The organism is Leclercia tamurae, assembly GCF_025566055.1.
GTDB lineage: Bacteria > Pseudomonadota > Gammaproteobacteria > Enterobacterales > Enterobacteriaceae > Enterobacter > Enterobacter tamurae.
On record NZ_JAMHKS010000069.1, the window covers coordinates 106,898 to 125,942 of the forward strand.

The window sequence follows — 19,045 nt, forward strand, 5'->3', positions numbered from 1 at the left end:
GGGATAGAGTAAATTCTGAGTGTTATTACTTAGGGTAAGTAATTATTTCCGCGCGTATATATTCCAGGCGAAACTGCATTTCATTTTTTTGAACCCCTTCCGGGAAATCTCCCGGTGAATGCCCCACACTCCCGCTGCAGAAAGTGGCCGCGATCACACTTTATCGCTCATCCCTGCTACTCCTCCCTGTCTAATCCCCGGCAGGAGGAGGAAGAGCCCTGATGAGCCAGGCACACTAGCACCAACGCCTTATTTTCTCTCTACAGGATGCAGATTCCCTATGTCACAGCCTACTTTCAACAAAGCTCAATTCCAGGCTGCCCTGACGCGTCAGTGGCAGCGTTTTGGTTTGCACGCCGCCGAAGACATGACCTCCCGCCAGTGGTGGCAGGCCGTCAGCGGAGCGCTCGCCGAGCTGCTGAGCGCCCAACCCGCGGTGAAGCCCGTGCAAGGCCAGCGCCACGTTAACTATATCTCCATGGAGTTTCTGATTGGCCGTCTGACCGGCAACAACCTGCTGAACCTCGGCTGGTATCAGGAGGTCAGCGATGTGCTGAATACCCATAACATCCACCTGACCGACCTGCTGGAAGAGGAGATCGATCCGGCGCTGGGCAACGGTGGGCTGGGTCGTCTGGCGGCCTGCTTCCTCGACTCGATGGCAACTGTGGGCCAGCCGGCGACCGGCTATGGTCTGAACTATCAGTACGGCCTGTTCCGTCAGTCCTTCGCGGGCGGTCAGCAGATGGAAGCCCCGGACGACTGGCATCGCGGCAGCTACCCGTGGTTCCGCCACAACGAAGCGCTGGATGTACAGGTGGGCATTGGCGGTAAAGTGACGAAAGCGGGCCAGTGGGAGCCGGGCTTTACCATTACCGGCCAGGCCTGGGATCTGCCGGTGCTGGGCTACCGTAACGGCGTGGCGCAGCCACTGCGCCTGTGGCAGGCAACGCATGCTCACCCGTTCAACCTGACCAAATTTAATGACGGCGATTTCCTGCGTGCTGAGCAGCAGGGCATCGACGCCGACAAGCTGACCAAAGTGCTCTACCCGAACGACAACCATCTGGCGGGCAAAAAGCTGCGCCTGATGCAGCAGTACTTCCAGTGCGCCTGTTCCGTGGCCGACATTTTGCGTCGTCACCACCTGGCGGGCCGTAAGCTGGTAGAGCTGGCGGATTACGAAGTGATCCAGCTGAACGACACCCACCCGACCATCGCCATCCCGGAACTGCTGCGCGTGCTGATCGACGAGCATCAGATGAGCTGGGACGACGCCTGGGCGATCACCAGCAAAACCTTCGCCTACACCAACCACACCCTGATGCCAGAGGCGCTGGAGTGCTGGGACGAGAAGCTGATTAAAACCCTGCTGCCGCGCCATATGCAGCTGATCAACGAGATCAACAACCGCTTTAAGAAACTGGTGGATAAAACCTGGCCAGGGGATAAAGCCGTCTGGGCGAAGCTGGCGGTGGTATTCGACAAGCAGGTTCGCATGGCCAACCTGTGCGTGGTCAGCGGCTTTGCGGTGAACGGCGTGGCCGCGCTGCACTCGGACCTGGTGGTGAAGGATCTGTTCCCGGAATACCACCAGCTGTGGCCGAACAAGTTCCACAACGTCACCAACGGCATCACGCCGCGTCGCTGGATCAAACAGTGCAACCCTCAGCTTGCTGAGCTGCTGGATAAGACGCTGGATAACGAGTGGGCTAACGATCTCGACCAGCTGATCAAGCTGGAAAAACAGGCCGACGATGCGGCGTTCCGCGAGACCTACCGCAACATCAAGCTGGACAACAAGGTGCGTCTGGCGGCGTTCGTCAAAACCCGTACCGGGATTGAGATCAACCCGAACGCGATTTTTGATATCCAGATTAAACGTCTGCACGAGTACAAACGTCAGCACCTGAACCTGCTGCACATTCTGGCGCTGTACAAAGAGATCCGCGAGAACCCGCAGGCCGACCGCGTGCCGCGCGTGTTCCTGTTCGGTGCGAAAGCGGCACCAGGATATTACCTGGCAAAAAACATCATCTTCGCCATTAATAAAGTGGCCGACGCGGTAAACAACGATCCGCAAGTGGGCGACAAGCTGAAAGTGGTCTTCCTGCCGGATTACTGCGTCTCGGCGGCGGAGCTGCTGATCCCGGCGGCGGATGTCTCTGAGCAGATTTCTACCGCGGGTAAAGAGGCCTCCGGCACCGGCAACATGAAGCTGGCCCTGAACGGCGCGCTGACCGTCGGGACGCTGGACGGTGCCAACGTTGAGATTGCCGAGCAGGTGGGCGACGAGAACATATTCATCTTCGGCCATACTGTGGAAGAGGTGAAAGCCATTAAAGCCAAAGGGTACGACCCGGTGAAATGGCGTAAAAAAGACAAGCTGCTGGATGCGGTACTGAAGGAGCTGGAGAGCGGCAAATACAGCGACGGCGACAAGCACGCGTTTGACCAGATGCTGCACAGCATCGGCAAACAGGGCGGCGACCCGTACCTGCTGATGGCCGATTTTGCGAGCTACGTTGAGGCCCAGAAACAGGTCGACGTCCTGTATCGCGATCGGGAAGCCTGGACCCGGGCGTGCATTCTGAATACCGCACGCTGCGGCATGTTCAGCTCTGACCGCTCAATCCGCGACTACCAGGCCCGTATCTGGCAGGCAAAACGCTAAGGAAGCGCGATGGAAAGTAAACGTCTCGATAATGCCGCCCTGGCGGCGGGGATCAGCCCCAGCTATATCAATGCTCATGGTAAACCGCAGTCTATTGGTGCTGAGACCAAGAGGCGTTTGCTGGATGCCATGCACAAAGCCAAACCCGTCGCGAAAGCGGCGGTAACCGCCGTCCCGAACGTGATGGTCTATACCGCGGGCAAAAAAATGCCGCTGATGATTGAAGGCAGCGGCGACTTTAGCTGGCTGCTGACCACCGAAGAGGGGCATCAGCACAAAGGCCACGCCACGGGCGGCAAAAATCTCAACCTGCCGGCAAAACTGCCGGAGGGTTACCACACCCTGACGCTGACTCAGGACAATCATCGCTGGCACTGCCGGGTGATTGTCGCGCCAAAGCGCTGCTACGAGCCGCAGGCGCTGAAAGAGGGCAAGAAGCTGTGGGGTGCCTGCGTGCAGCTCTACACCCTGCGCTCTGAGGCGAACTGGGGCATTGGCGACTTCGGCGATCTGCAGAAGATGCTGACCGATATCGGCAAACGCGGCGGGGCCTTTATCGGCCTCAACCCGATCCATGCGCTTTATCCGGCGAACCCGGAGAGCGCCAGCCCGTACAGCCCCTCTTCCCGCCGCTGGCTGAACGTGATTTATATCGACGTGAATGCCGTGGAGGATTTCCGCAACAGCGACGAGGCGCAGGCCTGGTGGAAGATGGACACCACCCGGCAGGCGCTGCAACGCGCCCGCGATGCCGAGTGGGTCGATTATGCGTCCGTCACCGCGCTGAAGATGGCCGCCCTGCGCATGGCGTGGAAAGGCTTTGCTCAGCGTGACGACGAACAGATGGCGGCCTTCCGCGAATTTGTGGCCCGGGAAGGGGAGAGCCTGTACTGGCAGGCGGCATTCGATGCGCTGCATGCGTATCAGGTGAAAGAGGATGAAATGCGCTGGGGCTGGCCGGTGTGGCCTGAGCAGTACCAGTCCGTTGACTCCCCGGCGGTAAAAGCGTTTTGCGAAGCGCATACCGACGAGGTCGATTTCTACCTCTGGCTGCAGTGGCTGGCGTACAGCCAGTTTGCCGCCTGCTGGCAGGAGAGTCAGGGCTACGACATGCCGATTGGCCTGTACCGTGACCTGGCGGTCGGCGTGGCCGAGGGCGGGGCGGAGACCTGGTGCGACCGCGAGCTCTACTGCCTGAAAGCGTCCGTCGGTGCGCCACCGGATATCCTTGGCCCGCTGGGTCAGAACTGGGGCCTGCCGCCGATGGACCCGCACGTCATCGCGGCCCGCGCCTATGAGCCCTTTATCGAGCTGCTGCGTGCCAACATGCAGAACTGCGGCGCGCTGCGTATCGACCACGTGATGTCGGTCCTGCGTCTGTGGTGGATCCCATACGGTGAAACCGCCGACCACGGGGCTTACGTTCACTATCCGGTAGACGATCTGCTCTCCATCCTCGCGCTGGAAAGTAAGCGCCATAACTGCATGGTGATCGGGGAAGATCTCGGCACCGTCCCGGTGGAAATCGTCAGCAAGCTGCGTGACAGCGGCGTTTACTCCTACAAAGTGCTCTATTTTGAAAACGACCTTGAGAAGAACTTCCGCGCGCCGGAGGCGTATCCAGAACAATCAATGGCAGTCGCGACGACGCATGACCTTCCTACGCTTCGTGGCTGGTGGGACAGCGGCGACCTTACCCTGGGCAAAACGCTGGGGCTCTACCCTGACGAAGTGATGCTGCGCGGGCTGTATCAGGATCGCGAGCTGTCCAAACAGGGGCTGCTGGATGCACTTCATGAGCACGGCTGCCTGCCAAAACGCACCGGGCACAAGGCGTCGTTGATGTCGATGACCCCGACGCTCAACCGCGGGTTGCAGCGCTATATTGCCGACAGTAACAGCGCCCTGCTGGGGCTACAGCCGGAAGACTGGATTGACATGGCGGAACCGGTCAACATTCCGGGCACCAGCTATCAGTACAAGAACTGGCGTCGCAAGCTTTCAACTTCTCTTGAGGCGATGTTTGCTGACGAGGGGGTGAATAAGCTGATTAAGGATTTGGATAAGCGGCGAAAAGCGGCTGCGAAGAAGTGATAAAAAAACCCGCCAGATGGCGGGTTTTTTATTGCCCGGTGGCAACTGTCACATCAAACAACCATACCCAGCAGCAGACACCCGATCAGCCCGCAGACGGAGATGATGGTTTCCAGCATCGACCAGGACTTGATGGTCTCACCGATGGTCAGGTTGAAGTACTCCTTGAACAGCCAGAAGCCCGGATCGTTGACGTGAGAGAAGATCACGCTACCGGAACCGACCGCGATAACCATCAGCTCAGGGCTGACGCCGGTGGTGGCAATCAGAGGTGCCACAATACCGCCCGCGGTGATCGCCGCAACGGTGGCCGAACCCAGAGCAATACGCAGAACCGCCGCGATAGACCAGGCCATCAGGATAGGGGAGATGTTGGTGTCATGCATCATGGAGGCGATGTACTTGTCCACGCCGCTATCAACCAGAACCTGTTTGAACGCACCGCCACCGCCGATAATCAGCAGCATCATGGCGATGATTTTGATCGAGGAGCCCAGGGTGTCGTTGATCTGATCCATGGAGCGGCCACGGTTCAGACCGAAGGTGAACAGCGCAATCAGGACCGCAATCAGCGTTGCCATGACCGGGTCACCGAGGAACTCAGCCACGCCGAGAACCGGATGGCCTTTCGGCAGCACCATTTCGCAGACGGCACGCAGGGCCATCAGTACGACCGGTACCAGAGAGGTCCAGACGCTGACGGCAAAGCTTGGCATTTCTGCTTCAGTGAAGGTTTTCGCGCTGTACAGGCCTTCCGGGATCGGCTTGTCGATGCCTTTCAGGCAGCGGGCAAACACCGGGCCGGCCAGAATGACGGTCGGGATCGCAAGGATAGTACCGAACAGCAGGGTTTTACCCATGTCCGCATGGAAGATGGTGGCGATAGCGGTCGGGCCCGGGTGCGGCGGCAGGAAGCCGTGAGTCACGGACAGCGCCGCGGCCATCGGTACACCCACATACAGCAGCGGAATGCTGGCAGAGGCGGCGATGGTGAACACCAGCGGCAGCATCAGGACGAAGCCCACTTCGTAGAACAGCGCAAAACCAACGGTGAAGCCGGTTAATACCACTGCCCACTGGATGTGCTGCTTACCGAATTTAGCAATCAGCGTGGTTGCGATGCGCTGCGCGCCACCGCAGTCGGCCAGCAGTTTGCCCAGCATAGCGCCGAAGCCCATGATCAGCGCGAGGCTACCGAGGGTACCGCCCACGCCGGCTTTAATCGAGCTGATAACTTTTACCAGCGGCATACCCTGCATCAGGCCGACAGCAAGTGCCACCAGGACAAGGGCAATGAAGCCGTTCATTTTGAAACGGATCATCAGGAGCAGTAACAGGACGACACCGATAGCGACGATGACTAATGGCATGATTATCTGGCCTTAAATATTGTTATGGGTAACGTCATTATTTCAACGACATAGTAATGTTGCCCCAACTGGGAACGGCGTACTCACGGCACAAAGACAGGCTGCCTTCTAAATCATTAAGCTTAGTCGGTCGGCGTAAAGGTGTTTAAGTGCCTGCGAGAATGATACGGGTAACATGGTCAGGTTGAGAATGACCCTGGCGGGCAAAATGTGAATTCTGAGACGCAGGTCATGTTATGAGGCAGGGTAAAACGAGGAGAGATAGGTTTGTAGGCCCGGTAAGCGCAGTGCGCCACCGGGCAAACAGACGGGCAATCAGTAGTAGGAGTGTTCGCCGCGCTGGTGTTCGGTAAGATCGCGCACGCCTTTCAGCTCCGGGAACTCGTTCAGCAGCTGCTTCTCGATCCCTTCTTTCAGGGTAACGTCGACCATGGAACAGCCGTTACAGCCGCCGCCGAACTGCAGAATCGCCAGACCGTCTTCGGTGATCTCCATCAGGGAGACACGACCACCGTGGCCCGCCAGCTGCGGGTTGATCTGGGACTGCAGCAGGTACTCAACGCGCTCCATCAGTGGGGCATCGTCGGTTACTTTGCGCATTTTGGCGTTTGGCGCTTTCAAGGTTAACTGAGAACCCAGTTGGTCGGTCACAAAATCAATTTCCGCATCTTCCAGATACGGGGAGCTCAGCTCATCGACATAGGCAGTGAGTTGCTCAAATTTCAGGGCAGTGTCAGTTGCTTCCACAGCATCCGGTGGGCAATAAGAGACGCCGCATTCTGCATTCGGGGTGCCTGGGTTGATCACGAACACGCGGATCTGGGTCCCTTCTTCCTGATTTGCCAGCAGTTTGGCAAAGTGCGCTTGTGCAGCATCGGAAATACGGATCATAGCATTGGCCTAATAGTTGACTAAAATACCTGGGTATAATACGCCCAACCTGAGGGCGCTACAAGGTTCGACACAGACACCATACCTGAACCGACGCCGCGCCGCTTCGCAAAAGCAGGCGGGAGAGTTCCGCGACGGTAGCGCCTGTTGTCACGACATCATCCACCACAGCGATATGGCACCCGGCGACCGGTAATTCAAGCGTAAAAGCGTGCTGCAGGTTACGTTTCCGCAATCTGGCGCTGAGCTGATGCTGCGCCGGAGTGGCGCGGATCCGGCGAATAGCCTGCGGAACATAGCGGCAGTTCAGCCAGCGGGCCAGCGGACGGCAGAGCAGGTCGCTCTGGTTAAACCCGCGCCGCCAGTGACGCCGGGACCACAGCGGCACGCAGACCAGCATATCAACCTTCGGTAACCCACGGCTGCGCCTGGCCCGCAGCTGCGCCAGCAGCAACAGTCTGGCCAGCGGTTTTGCCAGCTGACTGCGGCGGGAAAACTTCAGCTGATGCACCAACTGGCTCACCGGCGGCGTATAGCCGCAGACCGCCACCAGCGTCTGCCACGGCGGCGGTCTGCGCAGGCAGCGTCCGCAGGGCAGGTGAGGATGAATGGCCGGTAAGCCGCACTGCGGACAAACATTGCCACATCCCGCAATCCCCTTTTCGCACACGGAACAGACGCCCCAGTGGCTGAGTGCAAGCGGCATCCGGCATAGCCAGCACGAGCCGGGCACTGTTAGCATAGACAACCTCCTTGTGAAAAAAGAGAACAGTAATCGATGAACACGCTTTGGTGGCAGACCGTTGGGACAGGAAATTGTCATCTTGTGCTGCTGCACGGATGGGGGCTGAATGCCGAAGTATGGCGTTGCATCAGCGAGGAACTGGCCTCGCAGTTCACGCTGCACCTGGTGGATCTGCCGGGCTTTGGCCGCAGCCGCGATTTTGGTGCGATGCCGCTGGCCGACATGGCGGAGCAGGTGCTGGCTCAGGCACCGGATAAGGCGATCTGGCTGGGCTGGAGCCTGGGCGGGCTGGTGGCGAGCCAGATTGCCCTGACCCATCCGGAACGGGTGCAGGCCCTGGTGACCGTCGCCTCCTCCCCCTGTTTTAGCGCCCAGGGGGAGTGGCCGGGCATCAAACCCGAGGTGCTGGCCGGTTTCCAGCAGCAGTTAAGCAACGATTTCCAGCGCACGGTGGAGCGCTTTCTGGCGCTACAAACCATGGGGACGGAAACCGCGCGTCAGGACGCCCGCACCCTGAAGACCACGGTGCTGTCATTACCGATGCCGGAAGTGGAGGTGTTGAATGGCGGACTGGAGATCCTGAAAACGGCCGATCTGCGGGAGCCGCTGGCGTCGCTGACGCTGCCGCATTTGCGTATTTATGGTTATCTCGATGGGCTGGTACCGCGCAAGATCGTGCCGCTGCTGGATGCGCAATGGCCGCAGAGCGAAGCCTTGATCATCGCCAAAGCAGCGCATGCGCCCTTTATCTCTCACCCCAGTGAGTTTTGCGCAGCGTTGATGGCTTTAAGTCAGCGTTTAAACTGATTATTTTTCATTCCCGCTGGAAAAAGTGACGTACCGCAACAATACTCAATTTATCGTTGCGGGCATCCGCCTTCGATAATCAAAACTACAATCCTCTTTGGGAGTCATGGCTATGAAACTTGTTACAGGTATTGTTGCTTCTCTGGTTATTGGTTCACTCTCTTTTGGCGTGATGGCGGCAGAAGAGATCCAGAAAGATAAAGTGAAAGAGATGAATTTGACGAAGGTTGGCCATATCTCTACGTCTGACACCACCGCGCCAATGGATGCGCGAAAAGAGCTTTCACAGAAAGCTGATGAGATGGGCGGTAAGTACTTTGTCGTCACCAGCGCCAACAAAGATTCGAAAGACATCCGCGCGACCGCAGAAGTCTACAAATAATCGCATAAAGCCGGGCAGAGTTGCCCGGCTTTGTTAACGACTAACGCAGTACCCACCACTCCCTGAGACAGGCCTTTCCTTCAGGACAGCTTTTGCAACTGCCGGATAAGCAGCCGTCACCATCTTCCTGGATCCGCTTCGCTTTGCCCATCGCCTCCAGACGCTCCAGCATCGCCTCGATCATCGCCTGCGGCGTGCGCAGCATCTGGCTGAGCTGGGTGGCTTCCATTCTTCCCTGCAGCGCCAGTAAATCACGCACCTCAATTAACGATGCCATGCCGCCTCCTAATGACAGTCGCTGGCCGGGCTGTCGCAGCAGGCCGCTGCGGTTCTGCCTTTCGCCAGCAGGTTGACGTCCACGCGGCTACGCGCCCGGCGCAGCAGGCCCATCACCACCACGTTAAACAGCACTACCGCCAGGATACAGACCAGGCTGTAGTGCGGATGCTGGCTGAAGTTCACCGTCTGGTAGTACACCGTCGCCAGCGAGTAGGCGATATTCAGCCCCCACAGGACGGAGAAGCCCATCCAGCCGCGGCTCGATTCGCGGGCGATGGCCCCCATCACCGAGATGCATGGAATGTAGAGCAGGACGAAGATCAGGTAGCTGTAGGCCGCCGAGGCGCTGCCAAACTTCTCGCTCATCACGCCCATCGCACCGGTTGCCATCTCCCCGTCGCCTTTGCTGGCTTCAATCGGGTTGGCCAGCACGCTCAGGCTGAAGGTCTCTTTCAGGCTTTGCCAGGTTTCATCCACCGCGCTGAACAGTTCGTCTCCGAGCTGGAACTCCGCCGGGTTGAATTCCTCGTCCTGAATATTTTCGGCGGTGTAGAGGGTGTTCAGCGTGCCGACCACCACCTCTTTCGCCATCGCGCCGGTGAACAGCCCGACGGTGGCCTGCCAGTTGTCTTCATGCACGCCAATCGGTTTGAACAGCGGGGTGATGACGCGGCTGACGGAGGCCAGCGCCGAGTCGTTAATGTTGTCCGCCGCCTGGCCGCTGAGCGTGAAGCTGTTCAGGGCGCTGAGGAAGATACTGACCACCACAATCACTTTACCCGCCCGCAGGACAAAGCCTTTCAGCCGCTGCCAGGTCTGGATCAGCAGGCTTTTCAGGTGCGGGACGTGGTAGACCGGCAGCTCCATCACGAACGGCGACGCTTCGCCACGCATGATGGTGTGTTTGAGCATCAGGCCGGTGAGGATCGCCATCACGATGCCCAGCACGTACAGGGAGAAGACCGCCAGCGCCCCCTCCTGGCCAAAGAAAGCTGCCGCAAACACCGCGAAGATCGCCAGCCGGGCACCGCAGGACATAAACGGCGCCATCATGATGGTCATCAGTCGTTCGCGGGGCGCATCCAGGGTGCGGGCACCCATCACCGACGGCACGTTGCAGCCGAAGCCGACAATCAGCGGCACGAACGATTTGCCCGGCAGGCCGAGGGCCTGCATCAGGCGATCCATCACGAAGGCCGCGCGGGCCATGTAACCGGAGTCCTCCAGGAAGGAGAGGAACAGATACATCATGCCGATCTGCGGCACCAGCGGCAGCACGGTGTTGATCCCGCCGCCTATACCCTGAGCGAGGAAAATGGTCAGCCACTCCGGCAGGTGCAGGGTGTAGCCCAGCCACTGAATGCCGTGAATGAAGATCGCCACCGAGCCGACATCAAACAGCGGCTGTAACGCGCCGCCGATGTTGATGGCCAGCAGGAACATCACGTACATCACCAGCAGGAACACCGGCAGGCCAAGGAAACGGTTGAGGATCACGCTGTCCATCGCCCGGGTAAAGCGGCTTGGCTCGGCGGTGAGGGCGTTGCTGACCACGTCGCAAATGGCGGCAATGCTCTGATAGCGAGCATCGGCAATGTGCAGGGCCGGGTCGTCCAGCTCATCGTTTAAGCGTGCGAGGGAGACATCCAGATACTGCGCGGCATCACCGGCATAGGCGCGGCTGTAGATATCCCCTTCCAGCATCTGCAGGCCGAGCCAGTGACGCTGTTTGAACGGCATGCTGTGCGCCATCTCCTGAGCGAGGATCCCGGCTTCCCGCAGCAGCGGCTGGGCGTAATGCACCAGCTCTACGTCGGCATTACGGGTGTGGCGGTCAATCGCCAGCTTAAGGGCGTCGATCCCGCGGGCGCGGGTAGAGACCAGCGGCACCACCGGGCAGCCGAGACGGGCGGAGAGGGCGTCGACGTCGATGCGGATCTGCTGCTTCTCCGCAATATCAAGCATGTTCAGCGCCACCACGCAGGGAATGCCCAACTCCAGCAGCTGTAACGTCAGGTAGAGGTTGCGCTCGAGATTAGAGGCATCCACCACGTTGATCAGCAGGTCGGCGTCGCCGCTCAGAATGTAGTGGCAGGCGATCTGCTCATCCAGCGAGGTCTGGGAGGAGATGGTGGTTAATGAGTAGGTGCCCGGCAGATCGACAAGAGTGACCTGATTATCGGTGGTTGCAAACTGGCCCTCTTTACGTTCGACCGTGACGCCCGCCCAGTTACCGACCCGCTGACGCGCGCCGGTAAGCTGGTTAAATAACGTGGTCTTGCCGGAATTGGGATTGCCAATTAAGCCAATGGTTAATTTTTTCATTCTTTTCGACTCGCTACGGGAGCTGGCGTGTTATTGAGACAGGGCTTCAACTTCTATTAAGGCGAGATCTTTCTTACGCAGAACCAGATTCACACGTCGGGTTTCGATATGCACCGGATCGCCCAGTGGAGCAACGCGCACCACATTGAAAGAGGAGCCGGGTAGCATCCCTAAAGAGAGCAGTTTCTGCCGATAGGCCGGGCTGATTTCGCGGGTGAAGCCGGTAATTTTCCACGCGCTGTCTGGAGTGAATTGCATAGTGCCTACTTAACGGACGGTTAAATAATCAACAGGCACAATGGTAATGAGAATGGTTTCTGTCATCAATAATTAATATGTGACGGAATGTAGATACGGCTATTAATTTGCGGGCTGATTGACCTTGCTCAATATTTGCAGAAGAAGTGATTGTGTTATTTGTTAATGAAGTGCTGACGAGGAGTTTTTTATTTGCGGCATGATTAAATAAAAAAATAACATATAAACCCTCTCCTCAAAGAGGAGAGGGAAATGTTTAACGCTTCTTACCCATCGCCGCCGCCAGCGCATCCATCATCGCGCTGTTACCGGATGGCTGCGCTTCACGCCCGCGCGGTTTCGCTGCCGGACGCTGCTGCGGGCGCGCATCGCTGTTACCGCCGCCACGACGGGCGTTGGTCTCGCCAGGCTGCTCGTCCAGACGCATGGTCAGGGCGATACGCTTGCGCTGCAGATCCACCTCCAGCACTTTCACCTTCACGATGTCGCCGGCTTTCACCACGGTATGCGGATCCTGCACGAACATGTCGGCCAGAGAGGAGATATGCACCAGACCATCCTGATGCACGCCGATATCGACAAAGGCACCAAAGTTAGTGACGTTGGTGACTGCGCCTTCCAGTACCATGCCCGGCAGCAGGTCGTTCATCGTCTCCACGCCGTCGGCAAAGGTCGCGGTTTTGAACTCCGGACGCGGATCGCGGCCCGGCTTTTCCAGCTCTTTGATGATGTCGGACACCGTCGGCACGCCGAACTTCTCATCGGTGAAGTCGACCGCTTTCAGGTTACGCAGTTCGCTGCTGTTGCCCATCAGCGTCTTCAGCGCCTGCCGGGTGGCCGCCAGAATGCGCTCAACAACCGGGTACGCTTCCGGGTGAACGGTGGAGGCATCCAGCGGGTTGTCGCCGTGGTTGATACGCAGGAAGCCCGCGCACTGCTCAAAGGCTTTTGGCCCCAGACGGCTCACCTTCAGCAGCTGCTGACGATTCTGGAACTGACCGTTCTCATCGCGCCAGGCGACGATATTCTGCGCCATCATGCGGGTTAAGCCCGCCACGCGGGTCAGCAGGGCGACGGAAGCGGTATTCAGGTCAACGCCGACGGCGTTCACGCAGTCTTCCACCACCGCATCCAGCTTACGCGCCAGCTGCGTCTGGCTGACGTCATGCTGGTACTGGCCCACGCCGATGGATTTTGGGTCGATCTTCACCAGCTCGGCCAGCGGATCCTGCAGGCGGCGGGCGATAGAGACCGCCCCACGCAGGGAGACGTCCAGATCCGGGAATTCGAGGGCGGCCAGTTCAGACGCGGAGTACACCGACGCGCCCGCTTCGCTGACAATCACCTTTTGCGCCGTCACTTTCGGGAACTGCTTCTGCAGGTCGAGGAAGAAACGCTCGGTTTCACGCGAGGCGGTACCGTTGCCGATCGCCACCAGCTCGACGTTGTGCTTCTCACACAGCGCCGCCACGGCGACGGCCGCTTTGGCCGCCTGGCCGGTGTGCGGGTAGATGGTGTCTGTGGCCACCAGCTTGCCGGTGCCGTCCACGACCGCCACTTTTACGCCGGTACGCAGGCCTGGATCGAGGCCCATGGTGGCGCGCAGGCCCGCCGGGGCGGCCATCAGCAGATCGTGCAGGTTACGGGCAAAAACGTTAATCGCCTCGTCTTCGGCGCGTTCACGCACGGTGCCCATCAGTTCGGTTTCGAGGTGCATCAGCACCTTGATGCGCCAGGTCCAGCTCACCACCCCTTTGCGCCAGCTGTCCGCCGGGGCATTGTTCAGGCGCAGGCCGAGATGGTCGATAATGATCTGCTCGCCGTGGCTCTCTTTCGGCGGCTCGTCAAACTGCGGGTCGGCATTCAGGGAGAGCTGCAGCACGCCTTCATTGCGGCCACGGAACATCGCCAGCGCGCGGTGCGACGGCGCGGTCGAAATCGGTTCGTGGTGATCGAAGTAGTCGCGGAATTTCGCCCCTTCTTCCTCTTTACCGGCGACCACGGTGGAGACGATATGGGCGTTCTTCCACAGGTAGTCACGCACTTTTGCCAGCAGGGCAGCGTCTTCGGCAAAGCGCTCCATCAGTATATAGCGTGCGCCATCGAGGGCGGCTTTGGTGTCGGCCACGCCTTTATCGGCATCGATAAACGTCGCGGCTGCGGTTTCCGGGTCGTGGGACGGCGTGGTCCACAGCAGATCCGCCAGCGGCTCAAGGCCGGCTTCAATGGCGATCTGCCCGCGGGTGCGGCGTTTTTGTTTGTACGGCAGGTAGAGGTCTTCGAGTTCGGTTTTATTCAGGGTGGTGTTAATGGCTTTGGCCAGATCGTCGGTCAGCTTGCCCTGTTCACCGATGGATTTCAGGATCGTCTGACGCCTGTCTTCCAGTTCACGCAGATAGCCAAGGCGGGTTTCCAGGTTACGCAGCTGCGTATCATCCAGACCGCCAGTCACTTCCTTACGATAACGTGCGATAAACGGCACGGTGTTCCCTTCATCAAGCAGGCGAACGGCAGCTTCTACCTGTTCCGCCCTTGCCTGAAGTTCACCCGCAATAATGCGGCAGAGCGAATCTTTCATCATGGCTATTTCATCTTGTGGGTCGAAAAAATCAGGGGATAGTTATACGGACTGACACGGCAAAATGCCAGCCGCCGCGCCAGGCTCTCGGATTGTTCCGGCGGGTTATTTCACATAGTCGATGGCGTTCACATACCAGGTCGCTTCCCCGGCGGGGGTATGCACCACGGCCAGATCGCCGACCTCTTTTTTCAGTAGCGCCCGAGCCATTGGCGAGTCGATCGAAATGTAATCCTTACGACCAAAAATTTCATCGTAGCCGACAATCCGAAAGCGCTTCAGATCGCCGTCGTCGTTTTCGATCTCCACCCACGCGCCGAAGAAGACTTTGCCCTCCTGCTGCGGGGAATAATCGACAATTTTCAGGTGCTCGAGGCATTTGGTCAGATAGCGCACCCGGCGATCGATTTCCCGCAGCCGCTTTTTGTTGTACTGGTAGTCGGCGTTTTCACTGCGGTCACCGAGGCTGGCAGCCCAGGTTACTTTTTTCGTCACCTCCGGGCGCTCTTCCCGCCACAGCGTGTCCATCTCTTTCTTCAGATTCTCATACCCTTCGCGGGTGATCAGGGGCGTTTTCATTCTCTGGCCTTACGACTTTGGTTGCATACCTTGCGCACATTACGTATCACTTAGCTTAACAGACAAGATTAATAATGAGTTATGTGACGAATTGTGCAGATAAGCTGCTGTAAAATATGCTTTGTAACAATTTCGACTAGAATTTATACCAGAATTAGCTGGTCGTGAACGCCCACTTTTTTAGAATACGCTGTTCAAGATTATCCGAACCTTTGGGAGTACTGACAATGCAAGAGAATTATAAGATTCTGGTGGTGGATGACGACATGCGCCTGCGCGCGCTGCTCGAGCGTTATCTGACCGAGCAGGGCTTCCAGGTTCGTAGCGTCGCCAACGCCGAACAGATGGATCGCCTGTTGACCCGCGAATCCTTCCACCTGATGGTGCTGGATCTGATGCTGCCGGGCGAAGATGGGCTCTCCATCTGCCGCCGCCTGCGTAGCCAAAGCAACCCAATGCCGATCATTATGGTCACGGCGAAAGGGGAAGAAGTTGACCGTATCGTGGGCCTGGAAATTGGCGCCGACGACTACATTCCAAAACCGTTTAACCCGCGTGAGCTGCTGGCCCGTATTCGTGCCGTACTGCGTCGTCAGGCGAACGAACTACCGGGCGCGCCGTCGCAGGAAGAGGCGGTGATCGCCTTCGGTAAGTTCAAGCTGAACCTCGGTACCCGCGAGATGTTCCGTGAAGACGAGCCGATGCCGCTGACCAGCGGTGAATTTGCGGTCCTCAAAGCTTTAGTCAGCCACCCGCGTGAGCCGCTCTCCCGCGACAAGCTGATGAACCTGGCGCGTGGCCGTGAATACTCCGCGATGGAGCGTTCCATCGACGTACAGATCTCCCGCCTGCGTCGCATGGTGGAAGAGGATCCGGCGCATCCGCGCTATATCCAGACCGTCTGGGGTCTGGGCTACGTGTTTGTCCCGGACGGCTCTAAAGCATGAGGCGAATGCGTTTCTCGCCGCGTAGCTCGTTTGCCCGCACCCTGTTACTGATCGTCACCCTGCTGTTTGTCAGCCTGGTGACGACCTATCTGGTGGTGCTGAACTTTGCGATCCTGCCGAGCCTGCAGCAGTTTAATAAGGTCCTGGCCTACGAAGTACGTATGCTGATGACCGATAAACTGCAGCTGGAGGACGGCACGCAGCTGGTGGTGCCACCGGCGTTTCGCCGGGAAATCTACCGTGAGCTGGGGATATCGCTCTATTCCAACGAAGCGGCGGAAGACGCAGGCCTGCGCTGGGCACAGCATTACGAATTCCTCAGTCAGCAGATGGCGCAGCAGCTGGGTGGCCCGACGGAAGTTCGCGTTGAGGTCAACAAAAGCTCGCCGGTGGTCTGGCTGAAAACCTGGCTGTCACCCAACATCTGGGTGCGTGTGCCGCTGACCGAAATCCATCAGGGTGACTTCTCGCCGCTGTTCCGTTACACCCTGGCGATTATGCTGCTGGCGATAGGCGGCGCCTGGCTGTTTATCCGTATCCAGAACCGACCGCTGGTCGACCTGGAGCATGCGGCGCTTCAGGTCGGTAAAGGCATTATTCCGCCTCCGCTGCGTGAGTATGGCGCGTCGGAAGTGCGATCGGTGACCCGCGCCTTCAACCATATGGCGGCTGGCGTTAAGCAGCTGGCCGACGATCGAACCCTGCTGATGGCCGGGGTCAGCCATGACCTGCGCACTCCGCTGACGCGTATTCGCCTCGCCACTGAAATGATGGGCGAGGAGGACGGCTACCTGGCGGAGTCCATCAACAAGGACATCGAAGAGTGCAACGCCATTATCGAGCAGTTCATCGACTACCTGCGTACCGGGCAGGAGATGCCGATGGAGATCGCCGAGCTGAACGCGGTGCTGGGCGAAGTGGTGGCGGCCGAGAGTGGTTACGAGCGTGAGATCGAAACCGATCTGCAGCCGGGAGATATCACCGTGCGCATGCATCCACTCTCCATCAAGCGTGCAGTGGCGAATATGGTGGTTAACGCCGCCCGCTACGGCAACGGCTGGATCAAGGTCAGCAGCGGGTCTGAACTGAACCGCGCCTGGTTCCAGGTGGAGGATGACGGTCCGGGGATTAAACCGGAGCAGCGCAAACACCTGTTCCAGCCCTTTGTGCGTGGCGACAGCGCGCGCAGCACCAGCGGCACCGGTTTAGGCCTGGCGATTGTTCAGCGTATCGTGGATAACCATAACGGTCTGCTGGAGATTGGTACCAGCGAGCGGGGCGGGTTATGCATCCGCGCGTGGCTGCCGGTTCCGTTTACGCGTGGACAGCAGGTGAAAGAGAGTTAAAAACTACGCCGGGTGGCGGCTTTGCCTTACCCGGCCTACGTTCTGGAATTTTGTAGGCCGGGTAAGCGCAGCGCCACCCGGCACAGTCTCTACAGCTTAGGCCCTGCACTCACCAACGCCGCACCTGCTGGCGTATCGGTGTACTTCTCGAAGTTTTCCTTGAACAGTTTCGCCAGCTGGGTGGCTTTTTCCTGCCACTGCTCCGGTGAACCGTAGGTGTTGCGTGGGTCAAGAATATGCGTATCCACGCCCGGCAGTTCGGTCGGGATCGCCAGATCAAACATCGGCAGGGTGAAGGTCTCTGCATCATCCAGGGAACCATTCAGAATGGCGTCGATAATGGCGCGGGTATCTTTGATCGAGATACGCTTGCCGGTGCCGTTCCAGCCGGTGTTGACCAGGTATGCCTGGGCGCCAGAGGCCTGCATGCGCTTCACCAGCACTTCAGCGTACTGGGTCGGGTGCAGCGACAGGAAGGCTGCGCCGAAGCAGGCGGAGAAGGTGGGGGTCGGCTCAGTCACGCCGCGCTCGGTCCCGGCCAGCTTGGCGGTAAAACCGGAGAGGAAGTGATACTGGGTCTGGCTGGCGGTCAGGCGTGAAACAGGCGGCAGCACGCCGAACGCGTCGGCGGTGAGGAAGATCACCTTGGTCGCGTGGCCGGCTTTCGACACCGGCTTAACGATGTTGTCGATGTGATAGATCGGGTAGCTGACGCGGGTGTTCTCGGTTTTTGACGCATCGTCAAAATCGACCGAGCCGTCGGCACGCACCGTCACGTTCTCCAGCAGCGCATCGCGGCGGATGGCCTGGAAAATATCCGGCTCCGCTTCTGCCGACAGACGAATGGTCTTGGCGTAGCAGCCACCTTCGAAGTTGAACACACCGTCATCATCCCAGCCATGCTCGTCGTCGCCAATCAGGCGGCGTTTTGGGTCGGTGGAGAGGGTGGTTTTCCCGGTGCCGGACAGGCCGAAGAACACCGCCACGTCGCCTTTCTCGCCGACGTTTGCCGAGCAGTGCATGGAGGCAATGCCCTGTAACGGCAGCAGGTAGTTCATCACCGAGAACATCCCTTTCTTCATTTCGCCGCCGTACCAGGTCCCGCCGATCAGCTGGATACGCTCCGTCAGGTTAAAGGCGACAAAGTTTTCTGAGTTCAGTCCCTGTTCTTTCCAGTTCGGGTTGGTGCACTTCGCACCGTTCATCACCACAAAGTCAGGTTCGAAGCTCTGCAGCTCTTCATCGGTGGGGCGAATGAACATGTTCTTCACGAAATGCGCCTGCCAGGCAACTTCGGTGATGAAGCGCACGGAAAGACGGGTGTCGGCATTAGCGCCGCAGTAAGCATCAATAATGAACAGACGTTTGCCGGAGAGTTGTTGGGTGACGAGGGTTTTCAGCTGCTGCCAGATTTCCGGGGAGATCGCTTTGTTGTCGTTCTTCCCTTTACCATTATCCGCCCACCACAGGGTGTCGCGGGTGGTGTCGTCACGGACAATGTACTTATCTTTAGGCGAACGGCCGGTAAAGATACCGGTATCGACAGCGATAGCGCCGGTGGTCGTCAATATACCGCGTTCGTATCCTTCCAGTGCTGGATTGAGCTCTTCCTGATACAGCGTATCGTAATCGGGGTTGTAGACGATATCGTGAGCGTCGTTGATACCATAAGCCTTGAGATCTTGCGGGGTTAAACCATTAACACGCATATCACTGCTCCTTAGCCAATATATACTGCCTTAAATTGTAGGGTTTTTCCTCGAATGTTAA

At 58.5% G+C, this 19,045-nt stretch carries 15 protein-coding genes; 6 read left to right on the plus strand and 9 right to left on the minus strand.

All coding sequences use genetic code 11. The features are described 5' to 3' along the window. Positions 1 to 280: 280 nt before the first annotated feature. Positions 281 to 2,674 carry a maltodextrin phosphorylase gene (malP, locus tag M8318_RS07240; RefSeq protein WP_262661722.1) on the plus strand — a complete coding sequence of 798 codons (2,394 nt, stop codon included), beginning with the start codon at positions 281 to 283 and terminating at the stop codon, positions 2,672 to 2,674. A 9-nt stretch (positions 2,675 to 2,683) separates the two neighbouring features. Beyond that, positions 2,684 to 4,768, plus strand: coding sequence for a 4-alpha-glucanotransferase (gene malQ / locus M8318_RS07245; RefSeq protein ID WP_262661723.1), 2,085 nt, complete (start codon positions 2,684 to 2,686; stop codon positions 4,766 to 4,768). A gap of 53 nt (positions 4,769 to 4,821) precedes the next feature. Here the strand turns inward: malQ and gntT are convergent, their stop codons facing one another. The 3 genes from gntT to gntX all read right to left on the minus strand — a co-directional run bounded on the left by gntT (position 4,822) and on the right by gntX (position 7,771). Then, complete coding sequence (gntT, locus tag M8318_RS07250; RefSeq protein WP_262661724.1) at positions 4,822 to 6,138, minus strand: gluconate transporter; 1,317 nt, start codon at positions 6,136 to 6,138, stop codon at positions 4,822 to 4,824. A 315-nt stretch (positions 6,139 to 6,453) separates the two neighbouring features. Next, complete coding sequence (nfuA, locus tag M8318_RS07255; protein ID WP_039031502.1) at positions 6,454 to 7,029, minus strand: Fe-S biogenesis protein NfuA; 576 nt, start codon at positions 7,027 to 7,029, stop codon at positions 6,454 to 6,456. A 58-nt stretch (positions 7,030 to 7,087) separates the two neighbouring features. Beyond that, positions 7,088 to 7,771, minus strand: coding sequence for a DNA utilization protein GntX (gntX, locus tag M8318_RS07260; protein WP_262661725.1), 684 nt, complete (start codon positions 7,769 to 7,771; stop codon positions 7,088 to 7,090). 36 nt (positions 7,772 to 7,807) lie between these two features. On the opposite strand from gntX, the gene bioH reads away from it, so the two are divergent. After that, a complete protein-coding gene (gene bioH, locus M8318_RS07265) occupies positions 7,808 to 8,581 on the plus strand; it encodes a pimeloyl-ACP methyl ester esterase BioH (RefSeq protein WP_262661726.1) in 774 nt (257 codons plus the stop codon). A 112-nt stretch (positions 8,582 to 8,693) separates the two neighbouring features. Next, positions 8,694 to 8,963 (plus strand): YdgH/BhsA/McbA-like domain containing protein, encoded by a 270-nt coding sequence (locus M8318_RS07270; RefSeq protein ID WP_103177320.1) that lies wholly within the window; start codon positions 8,694 to 8,696, stop codon positions 8,961 to 8,963. Positions 8,964 to 9,003: 40 nt separating this feature from the next. Here the strand turns inward: M8318_RS07270 and feoC are convergent, their stop codons facing one another. The 5 genes from feoC to greB form a co-directional block, all read right to left on the minus strand. Beyond that, positions 9,004 to 9,240 carry a [Fe-S]-dependent transcriptional repressor FeoC gene (gene feoC / locus M8318_RS07275; RefSeq protein ID WP_262661727.1) on the minus strand — a complete coding sequence of 79 codons (237 nt, stop codon included), beginning with the start codon at positions 9,238 to 9,240 and terminating at the stop codon, positions 9,004 to 9,006. Between the two features lie 8 nt (positions 9,241 to 9,248). After that, a complete protein-coding gene (gene feoB, locus M8318_RS07280; protein WP_262661728.1) occupies positions 9,249 to 11,567 on the minus strand; it encodes a Fe(2+) transporter permease subunit FeoB in 2,319 nt (772 codons plus the stop codon). Positions 11,568 to 11,597: 30 nt separating this feature from the next. Further along, the gene (feoA, locus tag M8318_RS07285; RefSeq protein ID WP_250586422.1) at positions 11,598 to 11,825 is read right to left on the minus strand and encodes a ferrous iron transporter A; all 228 of its coding nucleotides are present in this window, start codon (positions 11,823 to 11,825) and stop codon (positions 11,598 to 11,600) included. A gap of 256 nt (positions 11,826 to 12,081) precedes the next feature. Beyond that, positions 12,082 to 14,406, minus strand: a complete 2,325-nt coding sequence (locus M8318_RS07290) for a Tex family protein (RefSeq protein WP_262661729.1) — start codon at positions 14,404 to 14,406, stop codon at positions 12,082 to 12,084. 102 nt (positions 14,407 to 14,508) lie between these two features. Continuing rightward, positions 14,509 to 14,982, minus strand: a complete 474-nt coding sequence (gene greB, locus M8318_RS07295; protein WP_166184406.1) for a transcription elongation factor GreB — start codon at positions 14,980 to 14,982, stop codon at positions 14,509 to 14,511. Between the two features lie 227 nt (positions 14,983 to 15,209). Here greB and ompR point away from each other — a divergent pair, with 227 nt between their 5' ends. Further along, positions 15,210 to 15,929, plus strand: coding sequence for an osmolarity response regulator transcription factor OmpR (ompR, locus tag M8318_RS07300; RefSeq protein WP_001157751.1), 720 nt, complete (start codon positions 15,210 to 15,212; stop codon positions 15,927 to 15,929). Beyond that, complete coding sequence (envZ, locus tag M8318_RS07305) at positions 15,926 to 17,275, plus strand: two-component system sensor histidine kinase EnvZ (protein ID WP_262661731.1); 1,350 nt, start codon at positions 15,926 to 15,928, stop codon at positions 17,273 to 17,275. The genes ompR and envZ overlap by 4 nt, the downstream gene beginning before the upstream one ends. Before the next feature lie 89 nt (positions 17,276 to 17,364). On the opposite strand, the gene pckA is transcribed toward envZ, so the two are convergent. Further along, positions 17,365 to 18,984: a phosphoenolpyruvate carboxykinase (ATP) gene (pckA, locus tag M8318_RS07310; protein WP_262661733.1), complete on the minus strand. Its 1,620-nt coding sequence runs from the start codon at positions 18,982 to 18,984 to the stop codon at positions 17,365 to 17,367. Positions 18,985 to 19,045: the final 61 nt, after the last annotated feature.